Origin of the sequence: Arthrobacter sp. Y81 (assembly GCF_002929335.1) — a bacterium.
GTDB lineage: Bacteria > Actinomycetota > Actinomycetes > Actinomycetales > Micrococcaceae > Arthrobacter.
Map to the genome: position 1 here is coordinate 249,921 of NZ_PJIL01000004.1, position 16,959 is coordinate 266,879.

Sequence of the window (16,959 nt, forward strand, 5' to 3'; positions counted from 1 at the left end):
CGACGGAGCAGCGTCACATACGCTGACCGTCACAACGAAAGAGAACGCCCTATGAATCCCCTGCACCTCCGCTCCGCCGGCACCAGCCTGGTGATCAGCTTCGACAGCGGGGAGGCCGAGGTCATTCACTGGGGCGCCGATCTGGGCGCTTCACTCCCTGATCTGGCCATCCTCGGCGAAGCTATCCCCAATTCAGCCATCGACGCCACCGTCCCTGCCGGGCTGCTGCCGCAGGCATCCTCCAGCTGGCGCGGACGCCCGGCACTGCGCGGGCACCGGATCGCCGACGGCGTTCCCGGCTACGACTTCTCCGTCCGCCTCCGCGCTTCGGCCGTCGAATTCGGCGAAAATTCCGCCGTCATTCTTCAGTCCGATCCTGATGCCGGCATCACCGTGGAGTCCACCCTGGAACTGCACGACGGCGGCCTGCTGGAAATGCGCCACACCGTCACCAACACCGGCACATCACCCTTTCAGCTCGACGAACTGGCCACCGTGCTGCCGGTGGCTCCTGACGCCGTCGAACTCCTTGACCTGACCGGCCGCTGGTGCCGTGAACGCCACCCGCAGCGCCGGGCCATCCAGCAGGGCACCTGGGTGCGGACCGGCCGGCACGGACGCACCGGCCACGACTCCTCCCTGCTGCTGGCCGCTGGCACGGCAGGCTTCGGCAACCGCCACGGCAAGGTCTGGGCCACCCACCTTGCCTGGAGCGGCAACCACGAACAGTTCGCGGATAGCATCGCGGACGGACGTACAATGATCGGCGGCTCCGAATTGCTGGGCCCGGCCGAAGTCGTCCTCCAGCCGAACGGCAGCTACACCACTCCCGCGCTCTTCGCGGCGTACTCGGACCGCGGCCTGGACGGCATCAGCGAAGCCTTCTACAGCTGGTTCAGGAACCGGCCGCACCATGTGTTACCTGCAGCTACCGCCAAGGCCGGATCCGGCAAGGCCCGCCCGGTGGTGCTGAATGTATGGGAAGCCGTCTACTTCAACCACGACCTCGACACGCTGATCGAACTGGCAGATTCCGCGGCGGACCTGGGCGTGGAGCGCTTCGTCCTCGACGACGGCTGGTTCCGCGGCCGCCGGAACGATCAGGCCGGACTGGGCGACTGGTACGTCGACGAAGGCCTGTGGCCCGCCGGCCTGACCCCGCTGATCGATGCCGTCACCTCCCGGGGCATGGAGTTCGGCCTCTGGGTCGAGCCGGAGATGATCAACCTTGACTCCGACATCGCGCGCGCCCATCCGGAGTGGATCGTCGGCCCCTCCGCGCTGTCGCACAAGGACGGCGGCCGGCTGCCGCTGGCGTGGCGCCACCAGCACATCATTGACCTGGTCAACCCCGAGGCCTGGCAGTACATCTTCGACCGCATCGACGCCCTGCTCCGCGAAAACAACATCAGCTACCTGAAGTGGGACCAGAACCGGGACCTGACCGAGCACGGCCACGCCGGGCGATCCTCCGTCCATGAACAGACCCTCGCGGCCTACCGGCTGTTCGACGAACTCAAGAAGGCCCACCCGGGCATCGAGATTGAAAGTTGCTCCTCCGGCGGCGCACGCGTGGACCTGGGCATCCTGGAACGGACCGACCGGATCTGGGGCTCGGACTGCAACGATGCCCTGGAACGCCAGACCATCCAGCGCTGGACCGGGCTCGTGGTACCGCCGGAACTGGTGGGCGGCCACATCGGCCCCACCACGTCCCACACCACGGCCCGCACGCACGACGTTTCGTTCCGCGCACTCACTGCCCTGTTCGGCCACTTCGGCCTGGAATGGGACGTCCGCCAGGTCCACGGCGCCGAGCGGGAAGAGCTCAAGCGCTTCATCGGCATCTACAAGGAGCACCGCGGCCTCATCCACTCAGGCCGGATGGTCCACGCGGACGTGGCCGAGGATTCGCTGATGTTCCATGGTGTGGTTTCGCAGCGTCCCGCCGCACCGGGTGAAACTGCCGCCCTGTTCACCTTGGTTAGCACCAAGACCGCTTTTGCCGAGCAGCCGGGACGCATCGCCGTGCCGGGACTCGAACCGGAGGGCAACTACCGCGTGGAGGCCATCTTCCCGACGCCGGGCGACGCCGACTATGCGCACAACTTCACGCAGGTGCAGCCGCCGGCGTGGCTGGCCGCCGGAGCAGAAGCCAGCGGCCGGTTCCTGGCCGAGGTGGGCCTGCCGATGCCCGTCCTCAACCCGGAGCACGCGCTGCTCCTGCGCTTCACCGCCGCGTAAGTCACCGCCGCGCAGGTCACGGCTTCGCCGTTTCCACAAAAGCCTGCCGGCCGGGTAACCACCCGGCCGGCAGGCTTTTCTGCCCTCAGGCTCACTTAGCGGGCATCGACGAGGACCACTTCGTACTTGCTGGCCCCGGGAACTCCGAACTTCGCGTTGACCGCGGCGAGCGTATCGCCAAACACTGCCGCCGTCGTCGGGATCTGGAAGTCGGGGCTGGTGATGACGTCCCTGACCTCGAAGGAGTCCAGCCGGGAGTCCAGGCGGACGCGGCTGACCTGGTTGATCATGTTCTGTACCGCCCAGAGGGTGTTCCCCTTCACCACAATGCCGTCCACGTACGGCAGGCTGTCACCGGTGATGTCAGCACTGGCACCCGAGTCCGGGTCCACCGTGTACAGGGCCTGGTTGGCGGTGTGTGCCACGATCAGTGTCCGTACGCCACGGACGGCCGCGATGCCGTTGAGGTTGAAGGCCTCGGGAGTCTCTGCCGCCGGGCCGGTCAGCGTGAGTGTTTTGACGGCGTCGCCCGGTTTGCCGTGGCGATCCACCGGGACAAAGTACAGCTCGCCCTTCGTGGAGTTGGTGAACCAGGCCCCGTCGTCCGTGACCGCGACGTCGTTGATGAAGGCAGGATCCCCGGTCAGCTGGTAGGTGGCCACGGTCTTTCGCGTGTCAGTGTCGTAGACATAGGCCTGTCCGGTGGCGCCCCCGGCCACGAAGAGCAGGTCGTTCTCCACATCCACTTTCATGCCCACTGCCATCCGGCCATCGGGTACGTCTATGTAGAGCCTGGCGGTGCCCCTGCGGATATCGCCGCGGAAAATGTCCCCCTTGAAGAGGTCCCCGGCGAAGAAGGTTGTGCCTTTCCCCTCGGCAATGCCTTCGGCGGATGAGGCCCCCGGAAGTTCAATCACCTTGTCATGGCCGTTTGCTGACGGCGGCCCGGCAGACGCCACGGGCGCCGGGATTAAGAGTGCCGCAAGGGCCACGAGTCCCACGGCGGCACGGCGAATTGTTTGTCCTGAATCCTCATTTTTCCGGCGCATGATGACGCTCTCTCCAGATCGGGCTTTCCGCGCGAGCTGACCGGTACGGGAGCTCCGCACGATGGTCCTTCAAGTGTAGGCACCGCCACAACGGGTGGCCAGAGGCGCAGGCTGGCCTACGCCCGCGTGCTGTGGCCCGCCCGCTCAGGCAGCCGTAAAGAACAACGCGCACAGCACGCAAAGCGATAGATTGGCACACATGACTGAAGCCTCCCCCGCCACCGATGCCGGCCGCGGCACCATCCTGGTCCTCAACGGGCCCAACCTGAACCTGCTGGGAACCCGAGAGCCGGAGAAGTACGGCACGGCAACCCTGGCCGACGTCGAACAGCTCGCCAAGGACGCCGGTGCGGCCCACGGCGTGGAGGTTGAATGCTTCCAGTCCAACCACGAGGGTGCGCTGGTTGATGCGATCCACGCCGCGCGGGGCAAGGCCATCGGCATCGTCCTCAACGCCGGAGCGTACACGCACACGTCCGTAGCCATCCGCGATGCCATCTCCGCAGTGCAGGTGCCGGCCGTGGAGGTTCACATCACCAACGTGCACGCCCGCGAGGAGTTCCGGCACCACTCCTACCTCTCGGACATCAGCGAGGCCGTGATCGCCGGCGCCGGCGTCATGGGCTACCGCTTCGCCGTCGAATACCTCGCAGAGCTGCATGCCGGCAAGGCCTGAGATGCCATCCGCCGGTGCGGGGAAGGCGGGCACGGCGGACTGGTACCGGAACTTCGGCACTGTTGACGCGCCGGGTTCCTCCCCTTGCTACGCCGAATGGTCGCTGGGAATCGCCGGCGATCCCGGACTGATCCGCCGCATCGATGAATGGCCGCACAACAAGCGTCAGCCCCTGCTGATCCTGGCCGCCGCGCGCTTCCTCGGCGCCGGAATCACTCCGTACCCCGAATTCCGCGAGTTCCTGCTGGCCCGCTGGGACGAGGTCACCAGGATTGTGCTCTCCCGCGCCACCCAGACCAACGAGGCAGGCCGCTGCGCCACCCTGCTGCCGTCCCTCGCCGGCATCGCCGCGGCCGAAGGCCGTCCGCTCGCCCTGATCGAGGTGGGAGCGTCGGCCGGCCTGGCGCTGTTTCCGGACAAATATGCCTACGAGTACGACGACGGCACGTCCGTCACGCGGCTGGCTCCGGGCCCGGATGCCCGGCCAGCGGCGGACGGACCGCCCGTCCTGCGGTGCACGGTGTCAGGTGCCGTCCCGCTCCCCACGGAACTCCCCGAGGTGGTGTGGCGGGCCGGAATCGACCTGAGCCCCCTCGACATCAGCAATCCCGACGACGTCGCCTGGCTGGAGGCCCTCATCTGGCCCGAGCAGGACTTCCGCCGCGACCGGCTCCGCCGGGCCATCGCCGTAGCGCAGCAGGACCCGCCGCTCCTGGTGGCAGGTGACCTGAACGAACAGCTCGTTGCCCTGGCGGCCCAAGCACCCTCCGATGCAGCCCTGGTGGTGTTCCACAGTGCCGTGATGGCCTACCTGGACGCCTCGGAGCGGCAAGCGTTCAGGGCGACGATCGGCAGGCTGGCGGCAGAGCGCGGTTGCCACTGGTTGTCCAATGAAGGCCACACGGTGATCGCCCAGGCGGACGGCTCGGTAGTGGTGCCGGAGATGGATGAGGCCCGGCTGCGGGGCCGCTTCCTGCTGCTCCAGGACGGAGTTCCGGCGGCCATCGCCGGACCGCACGGCCAAAGCCTGGAGTGGCTCTAGGCGCAGCGGCGGCAGCGCTGCCATATCCGGTGGCCCAGCTACTTCTGGACGCGCTGCTACTTCTGGATGCACTGCCCGGACGACACGGCACTGCTCAGACCCGCTGCCTGGGCAGCGACCGGTCCAAGATCGTCCATGGTGATGGCGAAGCCCATGTCGGCATCCGAGGTGGCCTTGGCGAATATCACACCGGCGACCAAGCCGTCGGTGGTCAGGAGCGGCCCGCCCGAGTTGCCCGGCTGGACATCGCCGGCAAGCCGGTAGACGTCTTCGGATGCCGCATTGTTGCCGTAGATGTCCGGCACGAGGACAGTGGCGATGTCCTGCACTGTGGCCGGTTTGGACTGGAACGGCCCGCCGTGCGGGTAGCCGGCGAAAGCGGCCGGGCTGCCGGCTGGCAGGTCGGCGCTCAGCTGGAGCGGGGACGACGGCAGGCCGTCAACGGCAAGGATGGCAAGGTCGTGCTGGCTGTCGAAGTAGACCACCCTGCCTGGCATGGCTCCTCCGCCGGGGATCTCGACCACGGGCTGCGACACGCCCGCCACCACATGGGCGTTGGTCACAACGCGCCCCGGCGACACCACGAAGCCGCTCCCGGTCTGGTTCTGGCCGCACTGGTAGGCAGTACCGGCGATTTTCAGGACCGACTCCCCCGCCCGGTTCAGGGCCGGCGTGTCGGTGTTCGCGTTGGGAACGGCCACCTGCTGGCCCTGGCCGAGACCCTCGATGAGCGTGGGAATGCCGTCACCGATCACCGTGGAGCGCAGCTGCGCCACGGCCGTTTTCACCGGCACGGGGGTGAGGCCGTCGATGAAGCGGATGACCTTGGACTCCGCCAACTGCTGGGACACAAACGGAACGCCCAGCGCGCTGATGCTGAAGGACAGCATGGACATGACCAGTGCGGCCACCACCACGTTGACGCCGCCGCCCACCACGCGGTCCATGGCCCGCAGCGGCTGGATCCGCACGGCACTGCGGATTTTGCGGCCGATCATGGTTCCCAGCGCATGCCCCAGGACCATCAGCACGACGGCGGTAGCCACAATCGCGGTGAGCCTCCAGCCGCTGTCCTCCACGAGGTTGCTGACGATCGGCACGGACACGAAGGCGGCCACGGCGCCGACAACAAACCCGGCGATGCCGCCAAGCGTCACCAGGAAGCCATTGCGAAGGCCATAGATCAGGTAGGACAGCAGCGTCAGGATCAAGGCCAGGTCCAAGATGGTCAAGCCGAACACACGGGCTCCTCACGAAACAGGTAAGCCCCAATTCTAGTGGCGAAGCCTGACAGTTTGCCGACGACGGGCGGACCCGGGCGCAACCCGCAAGACGCTCCCAAACGCTGTGCAAAACCCTCCCAAAGCCAGCTCCGGTAGGCCCGGTTCAGCCCGGGAAGGGCCTCCAGGGCCCCGTTTCAGGCGTTTCGCGTGCCAAGTACGTCACAGAAGCTTCAAAATTCTGAAACAATGGCTGAAGCGCCCCAGCCGACACATTTACTCAGGAGATTTCATGGACATCGAGGTATTGCGCCGCGCACCCTTATTTGCCACGCTCGACGACGAAGCATTCCGACTGCTCACGGACGAACTCACAGAGGTGGACCTGTCACGCGGAGCATCGGTTTTCCGTGAAGGCGACCAGGGTGATCAGCTCTACTTCATCGTCTCCGGCAAGGTGAAGCTTGGCCGCACGTCCCCGGACGGACGCGAGTCCCTGCTGGCCATCCTTGGCCCGGGCGAGCTCTTCGGCGAAATGGCACTGTTTGACCCGAGCCCGCGCACCGCCACGGCAACTGCCGTCTCGGAGACCCGCCTCGCCGGCCTGAAGAACGAAAGCCTCAACGCCCTGCTGCGCACCCGCCCGGAAGTTTCGGCCCAGCTGCTGCAGGCCCTGGCCCGCCGTCTGCGCCGCACCAACGATTCCCTTTCGGACCTCGTGTTCTCCGACGTTCCGGGCCGCGTGGCCAAGGCACTGCTGGACCTGGCCGACCGCTTCGGCCGCCCGGCAACCGACGGCGTCCTGGTGGCCCACGAGCTCACCCAGGAAGAACTCGCCCAGCTGGTGGGTGCGTCCCGCGAAACCGTGAACAAGGCCCTGGCCGAGTTCGTGCAGCGCGGCTGGCTCCGCCTCGAAGCCCGCGCCGTCGTGATCCTGGACATGCAGCGCCTCCGCCAGCGCTCCCGCTAGTTCCGGACGCGCAAAATACGCTGCGAACCATAAAGAGAATGGCGGCACCCGGATCCGGGTGTCGCCATTCTCTTTGCGTGTCTTCAGGAAAATAGCGCGTCGTTAACGCTCCCGCTGGGGCTCGCCGGCAACCGTCTTGGCGGCCTCGACTTCGAGCATCAGGGTGCCGTTTTCTTCGACCAGCTTCGGCTGGTACACGTGGGCCTTGCGCTTATAGCTCAGGTAGGCGATGCAGCCGTTGGCGGCGGCCATTTTCTCGAGCATGATTTCGGAACCGGGCACCAGCAGCTGGCCGAGCTTCAGGCCGGTGGTGTTTTCCTGGCCCACTTCGTCGCCCAGGGCAGTGGTGTCGCGTTCGGCGATGACCTTGCTGGCGCAGACCCAGCGGCCCCACACGCCCTTGCTTCCCAGCAGGGTGGGCTGCTGGTTCACGGGCACGGTGGCGGCGAAGTAGCGGGTGTTGAAGCGGCGGTGGGTGAAGTCCGGGCTGAGCCAGTTGACCAGCGGTTTGAGCAGGTCGGAGCGGATGGACAGGCCGCGCTTGGCCAGGACGTCCGTGAAGGATTTCTCCTGGTTGGCCACGGCTTCGCGGGCGCGCATCCATTCCGGGGTGGAGGTGGCTTCCACCGTGGTGGAAAAGTCCGGGCCGGCCAGCAGGACGCCGGTCTCCTCGAAGAGTTCGCGGATGGCGCCCACCACGTAGCGGCGCGCCAGCCCGACGTCGTCCGTTCCCATCTGCTCCGCCCAATGCTGCGCTGTGGGGCCAAGCCAGCCCACGGCGTCGTCGTCGGACGCCTCGAGGGAGCCGCCGGGAAAGGCGAGCACACCGAGCGGGGAAGAACCAGGGCGGTAGCCCAGCCAGGTTTCCAGTCCTGTGGGCGCATCGCGCAGCAGGACAACGGAGGAAGCGGGACGGGCGGCACGTGGTGTCCGCTCGCCGTGTTCGAGCCAGCTTTGTGCTGCCCCCTCGAGATCGGGAGGCAGCACAAACAGGCGACGGGCTAACTGGGGCAAGGGAAGTGACCGGCCCTTAGCTAAATTCGGCGATCAGTTCGACTTCCACCGGCGAGTCCAGCGGCAGGACCGACACGCCGACGGCGGAGCGGGCGTGCTGGCCGGCGTCGCCCAGGACTTTGCCCAGGAGTTCCGACGCGCCGTTGATGACTCCCGGCTGACCCGTAAAGGACGGATCGGAGGCCACAAAGCCAACAACCTTGACGATCCGGGTGATGCGGTCGAGGTCGCCGATCACGCTCTTGACGGCCGCAAGCGCATTGACGGCACAGACTGCGGCAAAGCGCTTGGCGTCTTCGGGAGACACCGTGGGCTCGTCCGCGAAGCCTTCAGTGCCCGTGGACACCTTGCCCGTAGCTTCGAGTTTGCCGTTAATAAAGGGCAGCTGTCCGGAGGTGTAAACGTGGTTCCCGGAGATGATGGCCGGCACGTAGGCAGCCACCGGGGCCGCGACCTCCGGAAGGGCCAGTCCCAGCTCGGCCAGCCGCTGTTCGACGGCGGATGCCGGCGCTCCGTTTTCCGCGCCGGGGGCCGGATTTTCGGCGTGGGCCGGGGTTTCCGGAGCCGTGCCTGCAGGGCTTGTCATAACTACTGCTTCTCCCTCTTGAGGTAGGCAACGAGGCCGTTGCCGTCAGGACCGGTGACGACCTGGACGAGCTCCCAGCCGTCCTCTCCCCACTGGTCCAGGATCTGCTTCGTGGCGTGAATAATGAGCGGAATCGTGGCGTACTCCCATTTGGTCATGAGCTAAAGACTAGTCCTTGCCGGTAAAGTGGAAAACATGGCGACTGGTAAGAACCCTTTATTCGACACGGCCACCACCCTCGGAAAGATCCTTGCTTTCCTTGGCGTGAGCGCGATTTGTGGTGTCCTGGTGGCAGGCCTGCTGGTCCCGGCGGCGGCTGTTTCCGGCAGCACAGCCAGCGGTTCCATCGAGTTCTTCGACACTCTCCCGGCAGAGCTGCAGGTAGATCCGCCCAGCCAGTCCACCAAGATCCTTGCCGCTGACGGCAGCCTGATCGCCAACCTTTATGCCGAAAACCGCACGCGTGTTTCTCTGGACCAGATGTCGCCATACATCAAGGACGCTGTGATCGCCATCGAGGACAGCCGCTTCTATGAGCACGGCGGCGTGGACACCACGGGCATCATGCGTGCGCTGGTCAGCACGGCCCGAGGCAACAAGCAGGGCGCGTCCACCATCACGCAGCAGTACGTGAACAACGTCATCAACGCGTCGCTCGAGGCCGAAGGCAACACCGAGGACATCAAGCTCAACGGCGTCAACAAGGGCGTGGGAGACAAGCTCCGCGAGATGAAGCTGGCCATCGCCCTGGAGAAGAAGTTCACCAAGGAGCAGATCCTCGAGGGCTACCTCAACATCGTGTTCTTCAACCGGGACGCCTACGGCATCGAAGCCGCGTCCAAGTTCTTCTTCAGCACCGCAGCCAAGGACCTCACGCTCCCCCAGGCCGCACTGCTGGCCGGTGTGGTCAACAGCCCGTCGTTCTACGACCCCATCACCAACCCGGACAACGCGAAGAACCGCCGCGACCAGGTGCTGAACGCCATGTACACCCAGGGCAAGATCAACCAGGCCGACTATGAGGCGGCTGTGGCCACACCGGTGGAAACCAAGGTCACGCCCGCCCGCCAGGGTTGCGCCTACGCCTCCACGGCCCCGTACTTCTGTGACTACGTCCTGCACCTGCTGCTGAACGACCCCGCCTACGGCGCCGATGCCACCGAGCGCGAGCGTAAGATCTTCCGCGGCGGCCTGACCATCACCACCACCCTTGACCCGAACGCCCAGAACGCGGCGCAGGCCCAGGTGGATGGTGCTGCCGGCGCCAACCCGGACAAGTGGGGCGCTTCCATGGTGTCGGTCCAGCCGAACACCGGCAAGATCACCAATATGGCCCAGAACACGGTATGGCTGCCCTCGGACGGCAAATTCCAGGCCGAACAGAACTTCAACGTGGACACCCTCGATGCAGACGGCAACGACCTAAACGGTCTAGGCGGGTTCCAGCCCGGTTCCACCATGAAGCCGTTCACGTTTGCGGAGTGGCTCAACGAGGGCAAGTCCATGAACACCGTGGTCAACGGCGCCGTGCGGAAGTACCCGCTGAGCTACCAGTTCCGGAACAGCTGCGGCGTGACCACAGGCGCCTACAACTCTGCGGAAGCGGGCCTCGGTGCGGCGGATGACCTGCAAAACGCCGAGGATGGCTACTACCGTTCGATGTCGGTGCTGCAGGGCCTTTACAACTCCATCAACACCATCACGTTCGCCTCGGCCGCGCAGCTGGACTTCTGCGGTATCCAGAAGATTGTTGACGCCGTGGGACTGCACTCCGGGCTGCCCCAGCGGGACGACACCGGCAAGGTGGTCGAGGCACAGCCGAAGATCAACATGTTCACCCTGGCCAACCTGCTCGGCTCCACGCAGACTTCGCCGCTGACCATGGCCAGCGCATTCGCCACGTTCTCCAATGACGGCAAGTACTGCGCTCCGATCGCCATCACCTCCGTTACGGACCAGACCGGCGCCCAGCTGCCGGCCCAGTCCACCAACTGCCGGGACGCCCTCAAACCCGAAGTCGCGCGCGGCGTGAACTATGCGCTCCAGGAAGTGCTCAACCAGGGATCCGGTTCACTTATCCAGCCCCGGATTTCGACCAAGACCAGCTTCCCCATCGCGGCGAAGACCGGTACCTCCAACAACAACGGCTCCACCTGGGTGGTGGGCCACACCACCGGCCTTGCCACAGCGGCCTGGTTCGGCGATCCCCTGGGTGACCAGAAGCGTGCCGGCCAGAACGTCACCATCAACGGCAAGTTCTACAAGGGCATCGACGGCTACATGATCGCCGGCCCGATGTTCTCCAACTTCATGTCCCAGGTGGCTCCGGCGTACGGAACCAACCCGTTCACCGCACCGCCGTCCAACATGATCGGCGGGGCGCCCACGCGGCAGACCACACCGTCGACGCAGAGCACGGCGCCGGCACCCTCCAGTCCTTCGCCGGCGCCCAGCAAGGACAACGGCAAGGGCAACGGGTAGCGCTCGGATGGGGGACGCAACGTCGCTGGCAAGCCGCGCCCGAAGCATCGGGCGCGGCTTTGCCGTCACCGCCGCGGCCGGCGCGGCTGTAGGACTGGCAACGGCGGGCTACGGACTGTGGGAAAAGAACCAGTTCGTCCTCCGTGAGGAAGCCCTGCCCATCCTTCCCGCCGGATTCGGACCGTTCCGGATCCTGCACCTGAGTGACATCCACTTTGTCCCGGGGCAGGACCGGAAGGCCCAATGGCTGTCCTCGCTGGCGGAACTGGAACCGGACCTGGTGGTCAACACCGGCGACAACCTCAGCCATGTCAAGGCGATTGACCCGCTGCTGAAGGCACTGGCGCCGCTGCTGGAGTATCCGGGCGTGTTCGTGCCGGGCTCCAACGACTACTTCGCGCCCGCCCTCAAGAACCCTGCGTCCTACTTCCTGGGTCCCTCAAAGGCCCAGACGAATCGGGTGGAGCTTGACTGGCCGCGGCTGCGCTCCTACTTCGGGATGTCCGGCTGGGTGGACCTGACCAACCGCAACCAGTCCGTGGTGCTGAACGGCCTGCGCTTCGATTTCTCCGGGGTGGACGACCCCCACCTGAAGCTGGAGCGCTACGCCGGCTGGCCCCGCGGGACCAAGGGCCAGGACACCACGCCCCATCTTCGGGTGGCGGTCATCCACGCCCCGTACCAGCGCGTGCTGGACCACTTCACCGAGGACGGCGCGGACCTGCTACTGGCCGGCCACACCCACGGCGGCCAGATCTGCGTGCCCGGATACGGCGCCCTGGTGGCCAACTGCGACATCCCCACATGGCGGGCCAAGGGCCTCAACGACTGGGAAAGCAACGGAAGCACGACGCCGGTCAACGTCTCCGGCGGGATCGGCACCTCACGCTTCGCACCCGTGCGCATCGCCTGCCGGCCTGAGGCCGTGCTGCTGACGCTGACCGCGGCCTGACGGGTTTCGACCAGCCCAACCACCGGGCGGACCAGCTCAACCGCGGCCGGGGCATATTGCGAAACGCAATGACTGGCCAAGATTCCCGCGCCGCCCGGAATCCTGTGAACCGTGTCACTGCATGGCCTAAGGTAGTTGCTAAAGGAAACTACATTCGCAGTTGAGCTTTAAGAAGCGGGCATGGCCAAGCAGACTCCATTCTTCACGTCAATCAGCCGACTCTATCCCCATGTGAAGCCGATCATCCCGCGGCTTTTTATGGGGCTTCTGTGCGCACTCCTGGCCAGCATCGTGGCGTTGGCCATCCCGCAGGTGCTGCGGGTGCTCATCAATGACTCCCTCCAGCCGGGCGGCGCAACGGACGCAGTCTGGATTGCCTCGCTCATCATCCTGGGCCTGGGCATCGCCGAAGCCGGGCTTGTTGCCCTCCGACGCCAGTTCGTCATCAACCCGGCAACCACGGTGGAAACGCGGATGCGCGTATCGCTCTACGGCCACCTCCAGGACCTGACGGTGTCCTTCCACGACCGCTGGGGCTCCGGGCAGCTGCTGTCCCGGGCGATGACGGACCTGAACTTCCTGCGGCGCTGGATGGCGTTCGGCGCCATCATGCTGGTGGTGACCACCCTGACGGTGGTGATCGGCGTCGTCGTGATGTTTTCCATGAGCTGGCAGCTGGCGCTGATCTTCCTGGCCGCGGCCGCGCCCATCATGATCTACGGTTTCCGGTTCCGGACGCGCTTCAGCAAGGTGGCCCGCCGGAGCCAAGACCAGGCCGGCGACCTCGCCACCACCGTGGAGGAATCGGTGCACGGCATCCGGGTGCTGAAGGCGTTCGGCCGCAGCCGCGAGGCCCTGGAAAACTTCAACGAGCAGGCCGAGGAACTGCGGCAGACCGAGATCGCGAAGGCCAAGCACCTCGCGACCTTCAGCATGGTGGTCACCCTCCTCCCGGAACTCGCGCTGGGCGCCGGGCTGGTGGTGGGCGTCATGCTGGCCGCGGACGGCCAGCTCAGCATCGGCGCCCTGGTGGCGTTCTTCGCCACCGCTGCCGTCATCGCCGCTCCGGTGGAATTCTGCGGCATGCTGCTGGCCATGGCGCTGACAGCCAAGACGGCCATTGACCGGCATTTTGAGGTCATGGACGCGGCCAACACCATCACCAGCCCGGAGCAGCCCCGGAATCCCGCCCGGCTCACGGGGGCCCTCAGTTTCAACTCCGCCACATTCGCGTTCGAGGACGCCCCGGACAAGCCCATCCTCAAGGAAGTCAGCCTGGCCATCCGGCCTGGCGAAACCATGGCGCTGGTGGGCATCACCGGCAGCGGCAAGAGCGCGCTGCTCCAGCTGGTCCCCCGGCTCTATGACGTCACCGCGGGCTCCATCACCATCGACGGCGTGGACCTGCGCGAGTTCTCCGTGGAGGAACTGCGCACGGTGGTGGGCGTGGCTTTCGAAGACACCACGCTGTTTTCCAATTCCGTCCGGGACAACGTCCTGCTTGGCGCAAGGGAGCGGAGCCAGGAAACGCTGGAGGAAGCCCTCGACGTTGCACAGGCACATTTTGCCTACTCCCTCCCCGAGGGCCTGGACACCCTGATCGGCGAGGAAGGACTCAGCCTTTCCGGCGGCCAGCGGCAGCGCATCGCCCTGGCCCGCGCCATCGCCGCGAAGCCCAAGGTGCTGGTTTTGGACGATCCCCTGTCCGCCCTGGACGTCAACACCGAGGAACTCGTCGAAGCGAGGCTGCGCGAAGTCCTGGCGGACACCACCACTCTGATCGTCGCCCACCGGCCGTCCACCGTGGCGCTGGCCGACCGGGTGGCGCTGCTCGAGGAAGGGCGGATCGCCGCCGTCGGCACCCATGCGGAACTGCTGGCGCACAACGAGCACTACCGCTACGTGATTGCCAGCCTGGAAACCGGGCCCAGGGACCTGGATTCCGAACTGTCGGACCTCTCAGAATTAAGCGACGAGTCCGAGGAGATTTCCCGATGAGCACCGCAACGTTCGGCACCGCCAACGAGGACAACGCCCACCTGACCAAAAGCGAAAGCAAGACCGTCCGACGGCGGTCGCTCGCCTTACTCGGGTCCCTGATCCGTCCGGTCCGGCTGAGGTTCTGGCTCACCATCGCCATGGTGGTCCTCTCGCAGGCCGCCCGGGTGGCCGGACCGGCGCTGATCGCCTTCGGCATCGACCACGCCCTACCGGCGCTCCGGACCGGGGACAACGTGCCGCTGGTGCTCACCGGTGTCGCGTACCTGGCCGCTGCGATCGCCACCGCCGGCCTCACCGCCCTGTACGTGACCTCGACGGCCAAACTGAGCCAGGCGATGCTGCTGGACCTGCGGGTCCGCGTCTTCCGGCACACACAGCGGCTCAGCCTTGAATTCCATGAGAAGTACACATCCGGCCGCATCATTGCCCGGCAGACCTCGGACCTCGAAGCACTGCGTGAGCTCCTGGACTCCGGCGTCAGTTCGCTCGCCTCGGGGATGCTCTTTATGGTGTTCACCGCCGTCACGGTGTTCGCCCTGGACTGGCGCAGCGGCCTCATTGTGCTGGCCGCCGGCGTTCCCATGTTCTTCCTGGCCCGCTGGTACCAGAAGCACTCCCAGATCGCTTTCCGCGAATCCCGCGTGGTGTCCGCGCGCCTGATCGTGCACTTCGTGGAAACCATGACCGGCATCCGGGCAGTCAAGGCCTTCCGCAAGGAGCGCGAAAACGCAGCCCGCTACGGCGAACTGTCCGAGGACTACCGAAAGGTCACCGTCCGGTCGATCAACCTCAACGGCGTCTTCCAGCCGGGGCTGGTGCTGATCGGCAACGTCTGCGTCGCTGTGGTGCTGCTCTTCGGCGGTTTCCGGGTGCTGGGCGGGGAGCTCGCCGTCGGCGTGCTGTTGGCCCTGATCCTGTCCACCAAGCGCTTTTTCCAGCCCGTCGACCAGATGGCCATGTTCTATAACTCCTTCCAGAGCGCCCAGGCGGCCTTGGAGAAGGTCTCCGGCCTCCTGGAGGAGGTACCCACTGTAAGGCCTCCGAAGAACCCCGTAGCGCTCCGCGATGCCCGCGGGACCATCGCCTTCAACGGCGTGGAATTCCGGTACGGCGACGGGCCCGTAATCATTCCGACTCTTGACCTGCACATCCCGGCCGGGCAGATCGTTGCCCTGGTGGGTCAGACCGGCGCCGGCAAGTCCACGCTGGCCAAGCTGATCGCCCGCTTCTACGACGTGTCCGAGGGGTCGGTGACACTGGACGGCGTGGACCTCCGGAGCCTCACCACGCCGGACCTGCGGCGGAACGTCGTGATGGTCACCCAGGAGGCCTTCCTGTTCAGCGGGTCCGTGGCAGACAACATTGCCCTCGGCCGTCCGGAGGCGTCCCGGGAGGAAATCGAGGAAGCCGCGCGGGCGGTGGGCGCCCACGAATTCATCATGGAACTGCCGGAAGGCTTCGACACTGACGTGAACAAGCGCGGCGGGCGTGTCTCGGCCGGCCAGCGCCAGCTCATCAGCTTTGCCCGGGCCTTCCTGGCCCGCCCGGCGGTGCTCATCCTCGACGAGGCCACGTCCTCACTGGACATCCCCTCGGAGCGCCTGGTCCAGCACGGTCTCGCCAGCCTCCTGGCGGGCGTGGCGGGGCACGACGCCGGGCGCACGGCGTTGATCATCGCCCACCGCCTGTCCACGGTGGAGACCGCGGACCGTGTCCTGGTGGTCCATGACGGACAGGTGGTAGAGGACGGCACACCGGAGGAGCTGATCGGCGGGGGCGGGCGGTTCGCGCAACTGCACGGGGCGTGGAAGGACTCGCTCGTCTAGAACTGAATTCGGCGCCGATTTCACATCCGGGGCAACCATCCGCTATTCTTGTAAAGTTGCTTTTGCAGCGGATCGGGATGTAGCGCAGCTTGGTAGCGCGCTTCGTTCGGGACGAAGAGGTCGCAGGTTCAAATCCTGTCATCCCGACCAAAAGTAAGAGGGTCTTCCATTCGGAAGGCCCTCTTTGCTTTGTCCTGCCGCCCCGCCGGGCCCGGCGTCAGAGGCTGTCGAAAGTGGTCCTCTGGTTGGCCTGGCCGTCCCCCAGCAGGGGAATCCTGGGCCGGTTGGAACCGTCGTCCTCCCGGTAGTCCCCTCGCGTTTCGTAGGTCCGTACCTGGTTCACGTACCGGTGCCGAAGCCGGAGTCCATAGCCAAAGAGCACCAGCGCCTCCAACGCGATGCGATGCCTACGATCCCCCACGCCAGCGTTCCGGCGTCGGCCGTCCCGGTGAGCACGGCGAAGATCGGGAACCCGGCCACAGCGGCCACGATCAGAGAGGTCCCAGCTATGGTCCACACCGCGTAGGCGCGCTTCAAGTCATTCGATGCCCTGCGCTTCATGACACTCCCCTTGCGTCGTTTGAGTAAAAAAATGGCTCCGGGACATGGTTCGCGCATGTCCCGGAGCCTGTGTTCCCTTGCGGGAGGTACGTCAACCGTCTACATCGGGTCCGGCCAGTTGCCGATGGAAGCCTGGAACATGGGATCCGGCCAGTTGCCGATGGCCTGTGAAGCCTGCATAGGATCGGGCCAGTTGCCGATAGTGGTGGTGCTTCCCAGCTGATCCGCCCAGTTACCGACAGGACCTGCAGACAACACTGCGGGGGCTGCGGCTGAAAATGCCAGTGCGCCTGCCAAAACGGCGGCGGCTGCGATCTTCTTCAACATTAGGTTTCCT

16 protein-coding genes and 1 tRNA gene are annotated in these 16,959 nt (G+C 65.9%); 9 read left to right on the forward strand and 8 right to left on the reverse strand.

Translation table 11 applies throughout. From position 1 onward, the window contains the following. The first annotated feature begins 51 nt into the window (after positions 1-51). Positions 52-2,244: an alpha-galactosidase gene (locus CXQ91_RS08140; RefSeq protein WP_104173406.1), complete on the forward strand. Its 2,193-nt coding sequence runs from the start codon at positions 52-54 to the stop codon at positions 2,242-2,244. Between the two features lie 95 nt (positions 2,245-2,339). Here CXQ91_RS08140 and CXQ91_RS08145 read toward each other — a convergent pair whose 3' ends face one another. Continuing rightward, entirely contained in the window at positions 2,340-3,293 is a 954-nt protein-coding gene (locus CXQ91_RS08145) for a hypothetical protein (RefSeq protein WP_104173407.1), read from the reverse strand. A gap of 199 nt (positions 3,294-3,492) precedes the next feature. Between CXQ91_RS08145 and aroQ the strand changes: the two genes are divergently transcribed. Together aroQ and CXQ91_RS08155 are read left to right on the forward strand one after the other, a co-directional pair. After that, positions 3,493-3,969 (forward strand): type II 3-dehydroquinate dehydratase, encoded by a 477-nt coding sequence (gene aroQ / locus CXQ91_RS08150; protein ID WP_104173408.1) that lies wholly within the window; start codon positions 3,493-3,495, stop codon positions 3,967-3,969. 1 nt (position 3,970) lies between these two features. Further along, a complete protein-coding gene (locus tag CXQ91_RS08155; RefSeq protein ID WP_104173409.1) occupies positions 3,971-5,011 on the forward strand; it encodes a DUF2332 domain-containing protein in 1,041 nt (346 codons plus the stop codon). Positions 5,012-5,067: 56 nt separating this feature from the next. Here CXQ91_RS08155 and CXQ91_RS08160 read toward each other — a convergent pair whose 3' ends face one another. Continuing rightward, positions 5,068-6,252: a MarP family serine protease gene (locus tag CXQ91_RS08160; RefSeq protein WP_104173410.1), complete on the reverse strand. Its 1,185-nt coding sequence runs from the start codon at positions 6,250-6,252 to the stop codon at positions 5,068-5,070. Positions 6,253-6,523: 271 nt separating this feature from the next. Here CXQ91_RS08160 and CXQ91_RS08165 point away from each other — a divergent pair, with 271 nt between their 5' ends. Continuing rightward, positions 6,524-7,201, forward strand: coding sequence for a Crp/Fnr family transcriptional regulator (locus CXQ91_RS08165; protein ID WP_011693220.1), 678 nt, complete (start codon positions 6,524-6,526; stop codon positions 7,199-7,201). Between the two features lie 102 nt (positions 7,202-7,303). Here the strand turns inward: CXQ91_RS08165 and CXQ91_RS08170 are convergent, their stop codons facing one another. The 3 genes from CXQ91_RS08170 to CXQ91_RS08180 are packed head-to-tail and all read right to left on the reverse strand — an operon-like array spanning position 7,304 to position 8,959. Further along, the gene (locus CXQ91_RS08170; protein ID WP_104173411.1) at positions 7,304-8,215 is read right to left on the reverse strand and encodes an NUDIX hydrolase; all 912 of its coding nucleotides are present in this window, start codon (positions 8,213-8,215) and stop codon (positions 7,304-7,306) included. 16 nt (positions 8,216-8,231) lie between these two features. Then, the gene (locus tag CXQ91_RS08175; RefSeq protein WP_104173412.1) at positions 8,232-8,801 is read right to left on the reverse strand and encodes a RidA family protein; all 570 of its coding nucleotides are present in this window, start codon (positions 8,799-8,801) and stop codon (positions 8,232-8,234) included. Between the two features lie 2 nt (positions 8,802-8,803). Further along, the gene (locus CXQ91_RS08180; RefSeq protein WP_011693223.1) at positions 8,804-8,959 is read right to left on the reverse strand and encodes a DUF4177 domain-containing protein; all 156 of its coding nucleotides are present in this window, start codon (positions 8,957-8,959) and stop codon (positions 8,804-8,806) included. Between the two features lie 37 nt (positions 8,960-8,996). On the opposite strand from CXQ91_RS08180, the gene CXQ91_RS08185 reads away from it, so the two are divergent. The 5 genes from CXQ91_RS08185 (at position 8,997) to CXQ91_RS08205 (ending at position 16,211) form a co-directional block, all read left to right on the forward strand. Then, positions 8,997-11,282 (forward strand): transglycosylase domain-containing protein, encoded by a 2,286-nt coding sequence (locus CXQ91_RS08185; protein ID WP_104173413.1) that lies wholly within the window; start codon positions 8,997-8,999, stop codon positions 11,280-11,282. A 7-nt stretch (positions 11,283-11,289) separates the two neighbouring features. After that, positions 11,290-12,234 carry a metallophosphoesterase gene (locus CXQ91_RS08190; RefSeq protein ID WP_104173414.1) on the forward strand — a complete coding sequence of 315 codons (945 nt, stop codon included), beginning with the start codon at positions 11,290-11,292 and terminating at the stop codon, positions 12,232-12,234. 180 nt (positions 12,235-12,414) lie between these two features. Further along, entirely contained in the window at positions 12,415-14,232 is a 1,818-nt protein-coding gene (locus CXQ91_RS08195; RefSeq protein WP_104173415.1) for an ABC transporter ATP-binding protein, read from the forward strand. Beyond that, positions 14,229-16,061 (forward strand): ABC transporter ATP-binding protein, encoded by a 1,833-nt coding sequence (locus CXQ91_RS08200; protein WP_104173416.1) that lies wholly within the window; start codon positions 14,229-14,231, stop codon positions 16,059-16,061. Before CXQ91_RS08195 ends, CXQ91_RS08200 begins: the two co-directional genes overlap by 4 nt. A gap of 73 nt (positions 16,062-16,134) precedes the next feature. After that, positions 16,135-16,211, forward strand: a tRNA-Pro gene (locus CXQ91_RS08205). Between the two features lie 67 nt (positions 16,212-16,278). On the opposite strand, the gene CXQ91_RS25235 is transcribed toward CXQ91_RS08205, so the two are convergent. The 3 genes from CXQ91_RS25235 to CXQ91_RS08215 form a co-directional block, all read right to left on the reverse strand. Beyond that, the gene (locus CXQ91_RS25235) at positions 16,279-16,404 is read right to left on the reverse strand and encodes a hypothetical protein (protein WP_258073882.1); all 126 of its coding nucleotides are present in this window, start codon (positions 16,402-16,404) and stop codon (positions 16,279-16,281) included. After that, positions 16,401-16,622: a hypothetical protein gene (locus CXQ91_RS08210; RefSeq protein ID WP_104173417.1), complete on the reverse strand. Its 222-nt coding sequence runs from the start codon at positions 16,620-16,622 to the stop codon at positions 16,401-16,403. The genes CXQ91_RS25235 and CXQ91_RS08210 overlap by 4 nt, the downstream gene beginning before the upstream one ends. Positions 16,623-16,721: 99 nt before the next feature. Next, positions 16,722-16,949: a hypothetical protein gene (locus CXQ91_RS08215; protein ID WP_104173418.1), complete on the reverse strand. Its 228-nt coding sequence runs from the start codon at positions 16,947-16,949 to the stop codon at positions 16,722-16,724. Positions 16,950-16,959: the final 10 nt, after the last annotated feature.